At 70.0% G+C, this 6,000-nt stretch carries 2 protein-coding genes; both read right to left on the bottom strand.

Going from position 1 to position 6,000, the window contains the following annotated elements:
- Positions 1-33: 33 nt before the first annotated feature.
- The gene (gene pglW, locus ACWGIU_RS02785) at positions 34-4,443 is read right to left on the bottom strand and encodes a BREX system serine/threonine kinase PglW (RefSeq protein WP_453701873.1); all 4,410 of its coding nucleotides are present in this window, start codon (positions 4,441-4,443) and stop codon (positions 34-36) included.
- A gap of 115 nt (positions 4,444-4,558) precedes the next feature.
- Positions 4,559-5,773: a hypothetical protein gene (locus tag ACWGIU_RS02780; RefSeq protein WP_453701872.1), complete on the bottom strand. Its 1,215-nt coding sequence runs from the start codon at positions 5,771-5,773 to the stop codon at positions 4,559-4,561.
- Positions 5,774-6,000 lie beyond the last annotated feature (227 nt).

Here is a 6,000-nt window from a genome sequence, read left to right as displayed (position 1 = left end):
TTCCTGGCTTGAGCCAGGAACAGCACCCCGCCCTTACCCCTTCGCCAGCGTCTCCAGGAACGCCCCGTCCAAGTGCGCCTGCTCCCCGTCCCCGCCGATCACCTCGACCGTCCGGCCGTCCAGGTGCGGCAGCTGCGACCGGGTCTCCACCGGGCACAGCAGCCACAGCCCGTGCGGGTTCTCCACCGGACGGCGGGCCACGCCCTGGAGGCCGACGAGGAAGGCGTGGCCGCCCTCGTCCCAGTAGCGGGCGATCAGGCCGGCGTCGTGCAGGAACAGCACCGTGCGCGGGGCCGCACAGCGGGTCTGGAGGTCCTCCCCTACGCGCTGCCAGACGGCCCGCACGAAGGTGGCCAGGCCCGGCTTGATGCGGCCCGGTGCGGAGGCACTGTCCGCACGCAGCACCGTCTGCCAGTCCTGACCCTTCTCCTCCACCAGCTTTCGGAACTCCGCCAGGAAGACGGCGCCCAGGTCGACGGGCAGGACCGGGAAGGCGGCGGCCACGGCGTCCGCGACGCCCGGCAGCCGGACGCCCTTCACCGTCAGGGCGAGGAAGCCGCCGCGCCGGGCATTTGCCCTGAGGCGTTCGCGGACCGCTCCGTGCGGGTCCTCCCGCTCGATGCGAGTGACGCGGGGCGGCGGCAGGAGGCTGGTCAGGCCGCCGGAAGCCGTCACGGGGTGCGCCGTCCGGGCCGCGGGCAGTTGGAAGGTATCGGTGTCGAGGTCGTAGCGGAGGTCGAACCGGGCCGCCTGCAGGGCGTCCTCCAGCTCGACGTGCGTCGGCTCACGTCCCCCCTCGAGCACCTGGAGTTCAGGGAAGCGTGCCTTGACCCGTGCCACCAGCTCCGCCGGGTTGATGCCCCGGTCGACCCGTACGCCCGCGCCCGCCTGGGAGATGCGCAGCGCACGCTCCAACCCGAGGTCCCGCGGGTACAGCTCCAGGCGCGGAGTGACCTCTACGGCCGGAGCAATGGCCGCGGCCAATGCGACAAGGCGGGTGTCGGCAAGCGGGGCGAAGCCTTCCGGGGTCGGTACGGCCCTCAGCTCGCGGACCACCTCCGCTCGGCCGGGCAACGGCTCCTGCCGGGCCAGCCGTTCGGCGGTGGCCCCGAGTGCCGAGGCATAGTCGGCCAGTTCCCGTGGGCTCGGGTCGTCCGTGCCCGGCAGCGACTCCGAGGCGAGCAGGACGGTGTCGCCGCGACGGTGGACGGCGAGCCGTGGCTCGTGTCCTTCCTTCTCGTCACCGGTCTCCGCCTCGACCGCGGCGCGTACGACGGCCAGCGAGCGCGCGAGGGTCCGCTGGGGGGTGTCGTCGTCAGCCCCGTGGCGGGCACGCAGTTCGGCCGCCGCCTCGGGGGCGGTCATCACGCGGCCCGAGCTGTCCAGGATGTCCGCGAGCTCGGAACGGACGGGCGCCAGCCATTCCGCCTCCGCCCACTGCTTGATCTCAATGCGGTGGTGGCGGGAGACCGGCGGCTGCTTGATCTTCAGGTGATCGGCGATGCGTGCCTGTACGGGCCAGGCGCCCAGCGGGGAGAGGCCACCTTCCTGCGGAGGGAGTCCAAGGGTGAGCCGTACGACCTCTTCCCGGTGGGAGCCCTTGCGGCCGGGGGCGGGGGTCAGCAGCGCCGCCATGTCGTCTATCGACAAGATGCGGGCCATCTCCGCACCCGGGACGTCGGCGGACCCGGCGTCCGGTCCGGCAGTGCTGGTCGGGATCCGGGGAGGTGTCCCGTTGGCGGGCTTGCCACGGAGGGCGGCCGCCCACTGCTTGCGGCGCCGGTTGAGTTCCTTGCGGACCAGGGCGCCCGCACCACGGGCCTTGGAAATGGCGTAAGGCTGGATGTCCAGCAGCTGGCCGACGGTCGTCGCGCCGAGACCGTTGGCGACGGAAACCGCGCGCGGGGACAGGCCTGCCGCCTCCAGCACGGTCGTGGCCTCGGCCGCCGCAGCCGCGCTCTCGCGGGCCTCTTCGGCGTCCTCGGCCACGGTGCCTACCGTGGAGGGCGTGGTGGTGGGACGGGTCGCGTCAGCCGCGCGGAAGACCTCCTGCCAGGCGTCCTTCATCTGCCGCAGGGTGTCGAAGCGGTGCTCGATCTCCCGGTGCAGCGCCCGCTCGAAGAAGGCCCGGAAGCCTTCCGCCAGCGCGGGTTCGAACAGCTCGCTGGCGATGTGGAGTTCGGCGGATTCGTTGGTGAGCGGATCGTACTGGCCGTCGCCCCACACGGGGCGCTCTCCACTGGCCATCTCGTGCAGGGTGACGGCTGCCGCGTAGTACTCCGCGTGATCGTCGTAGTGGGTGCGGCGTACCGAACCCAGGAAGGGATCGAGGTAGCCGCGGGTGCCCGCCTTCACATCGCGGTCCGAGGCGTCGGTCAGGGAGAAGTCGAAGAGCTTCAGCTGCCAGGTACGGTCCTTGCGGCGCTGGATGCCGAAGTTGTCGGGCTTGATGTCGCGGTGCCGAAGTCCGTGGCCGGCGAGCTGGTCGAGTGCATGGAAGAGGTCTTCGCCGAAACGCTCCAGCTCGTGGTAGGTGAGCTTCCCCTTGCCGCGGAGTCGGGCGCCGAGCGACTGCTCCCCGGCGTACTCCAGCTCGAGGATCGTCCGCCCGGCGATCTCGCGCAGTTCCTCGCCGCGTAGCTGCACCACGGCTCCGCCGCCGACGAGTTTGAGGGCACGTGCCTCGGCGCGCAGCCGCTCCGCCTTCTCCTCGTCCAGCGCGACCTTGAAGACGTGCTCGTCGATGCGTACGTTGCCGTCCGCGTCCTCGACCGCCCGCTCCACGAGGAGCGCGCGCGCCGTGGCTCCGGTGCCGAGCACTCGGCGTACCGACCATTCGGCGTCGATCGCCTGCCCCGGCATCGCCTCCAGAGGGTCGGCCGCTGCTGCTTCCGGGGAGTCGGGCAGGACGCCGGCCCGTTCCGCCTCGTCGAGCAGGTCCAGGAACGCCTCTGCAGAGCTCAGCCTGTCGTTCACATCGGAACGGGTCGCCTGGTAGACCAGGGTGTCCAAGGCTTCCGAGACGCCGTCGGCAACAGCGAACAGGTGCAGGCCGGAGTCTGCGCGGAGGCGTTCGGTCAGCACGCTGCGCTGCGGTGCGGGCGGCTGGCCGGTCAGGATGAGGTGGGCTACCGCGCCCAGGCCGAACATGTCGAGGTCCGCCGGATCGGCGTACGGCTGGTCCGTCTCCGGTGCGAGGTAGACGCGGGCTTCGTCCTCGATCAAGGCGGCATCGAGCGCCGAACCGCCGATCGAACGGAAGAAAGTGGCGTTGCTGTCGAAGTCGCGTGCGGCTGTCTGCCAGTCCGTGATCCGCAGCTCGGGGCCGGCTCCTTCACTGCGGAAGGAGACGTAGACCGACCGGGCGGCCAGCGCGCGGTGGTACAGGGAGCGGTTGTGGGCGTAGCGGACGGCCTCGGCGAGCTGGCGGACCATGTCGAGCCGCATCTCGGGGGTGAGCTTGCCGCCGTAGGTGTCCAGGTACTGGTCCAGGCGCAGATCGCTCTGCCGGTGGCGGAAGAGGATGGCCGGTCCGGCCTCGTGCTCCCGGAACTCGACGGCGTCGACGATACCGCGGTGGTTGATGCCCTGCAGCACCTGGTACTCGCGCCGCGCGGCACGCTCCGTGGACTTGCGGGCCGCCTCGGTCGCCCCCTGGCTGACCAGGTAGATCCGGACCCGTCCCTCTTCCTGCACCAGGCCGTCGTCACGATGGGCGAGACGGTCCTCCCACGTCGCACCGGCATCGAGCGGATGCGGGCGGAGCTTCCAGGCATCGCCGAAGCGCAGGTGCCCGGTGGATTGCCGGATGCCGATGGTCCGCAGCAGCTGAGGCAGCGTCTGCCGGGCGAACTCGGGCGTGATCCGCCGCTCCGGGCGGTCCGGGGGCAGCCCCAGGAAGTCCTGCCAGATGCGATCCAGGCCACTGCCGCCGCCGTCCCGCCCGTATACGCGGATGCGCTGGACCTCGTCCAGATGGCTCACGAGGTCGGGGGCCGACAGGAAGACAGCGGGCTCGATCCGTGGGACGACCCGCTCGTCCATGCCGAGCTTGCGGGCCGCCCAGCGCAGTTGGCTGCGGAGCTCCTTCGACTTGAGGTCGTTGAAGTGCAGCGGGTTGTTGATCGTCCGCGTGCGGTCGGTGCCGCGGAAGTTCCAGGTGGAACCGGTGTTGTGCAGCTCGCCGGGGTGGCTCTTGATCTCGATCAGGAACAGGCCTGCGGGGACCGCGACGAGAAGGTCGCACTCGTTGATCCGGCCCGAGTGCGCGGTGAACGAGAAGGTGGCCCAAGCGCGGTAGGGCTCGGCCGCGGGCAGCAGTCTCCGTACGTGGTCCAGCGCCTCCTGCTCCCAGGGGTAGGGGGAGGGACGGTCCTGGAACCACTGCTGGACGGGCTTCGGCGGGCCGGGCTTGGGTACCGGCTTTCCTCCCGCTGCTGTCACTTTCCGTCCTCCATCGCACCCCGCGCCCAATGAGACGGGCAAACCACCTGGCAGAGCCTATCGCGCGCCCTTCCGGGACCACGCGGTGTGCATGGTCATGCACGGATCCCTGCGATCAGGCGCTGCCGTGCCTCATCAGCTGCTCGATGGCCGCCAGCACCTGGCGTACAGCCTCCGGATTGCCGGACAGTGCCGCCAGCGAAACCGACGGCCAGCCCTTGAAGCCCTTCGTCCGTTGCTCCGCGAGCTTCTGCTGAAGTCCGTCCACGGCCGGCAGGGCGTCCGCGAAGGCAGAAGTCGCCTCGCTTCCCAGATGGTGGGTGATGGACCCGAAGCTGAAGGCGAGATCGTCCTTGGCGGGATCCTCGCGCAGTGACAGGGTCCAGACAGGAACCTCCCTGCCGGAGACCGGAAAGTAGACCGAGAAACTGGGGTACGCCGCTCCGTTGCCCACAGGGCGCCCTGCCGCCTCCGCGTGATCGAGCAGCGCGAGGGCGACCTGTCGCTGGTCCGGGCTACGGCTCTCCAGTGCAGCATCCATGTCGGCCCGCGTCCACTTCCTGCCCGTCTGGCCTGACCTCGACTGCGTCTTGTTCGCCGTGGCCACCTCGCCGTGGACTCTTGGGACCAGCACACGGTGGTCACCGCTGCCCCTGTACTGGGTCAGCTCGACCGCGTAGACATCGGTCTGCCGCAACTGCCGGTTCAGGAACTCGACGATGGCCCTCAGTTCCAGGGGTATCCGGTCGGCCACGAAGAGCAGCCGCATCCGCCCGGCGGCGAGCCGCTCCTCGACCGTCGCCCAGAACTCCTCGGGTGACTGGCCACCCAGCAGCTCCTGGTAAGCGTCCTCAAGGGGCCGCCCGTCCATCGCGCAGGTTTCCTCGAAGGTTCTCTGGAGCAGCGCAGCAGGCCAGTAACGCACCCCGTTGGCTGCGTAGTCGAGCATCTGGCCCACGACTTCCCGCCGTATGCGTGTGTCGGACGCCCGCTTGACCTCCACCAGGGTCGGCACCCCGTCCGCGTCCACGAACAAGTGGTCCAGCCAGTACGTGGAGCTGCTCTCATTGCTGGTGGGGACCCTCATCTCGCGCGCTACCAGCACGAGCCGAAGAGGTCGGCCGTCAGCGAGCGAACCGAAGTCCAGGATCCGGGGGTGGCGCGCCAGCAACGCCTGGAATTCGGCCTCGGTCTCGAAGGCGGCTGGCTCCAGAGCGTTCAGTCCCTCGCCCAGCAGAAACACTGGTTGTTCGGCCACTTCCATCCCCATCCCCTGAACATCGATCACCACTGCAAGCAGGCTTATCAGACTGCGCTGACAGCCGAGCATGGATCGGTCATGGCCACAGGTCCGCATCGCCGTCACGAAGGCCGGGCAGCAGCACGTCGAGGACCGTCTCTTCCTCGACTTGCACGGCGAGTTACAAGTGGGCCTGCTGTAGATCCGTGCCCCAGGGAGCCTCGGCCGGCTGTCCTCCGAGTGGCAGGATGTCAGGCCGCCGCTCGGCCGATGCCCGCTGTGCCACCATGAGCACGCCGAGAGAAACCGGACCGGTC

This window comes from Streptomyces sp. NPDC054840, from assembly GCF_053611065.1.
The sequence above is the reverse complement of the archived record's forward strand: the minus strand, read 5'-3'. Positions and strand labels throughout refer to the sequence as shown.

Excerpts from the sequence above, each read along its gene's own strand:
- ACWGIU_RS02780 (WP_453701872.1), bottom strand. The coding sequence starts at position 5,773 with ATGCTCGGCTGTCAGCGCAGTCTGATAAGCCTGCTTGCAGTGGTGATC.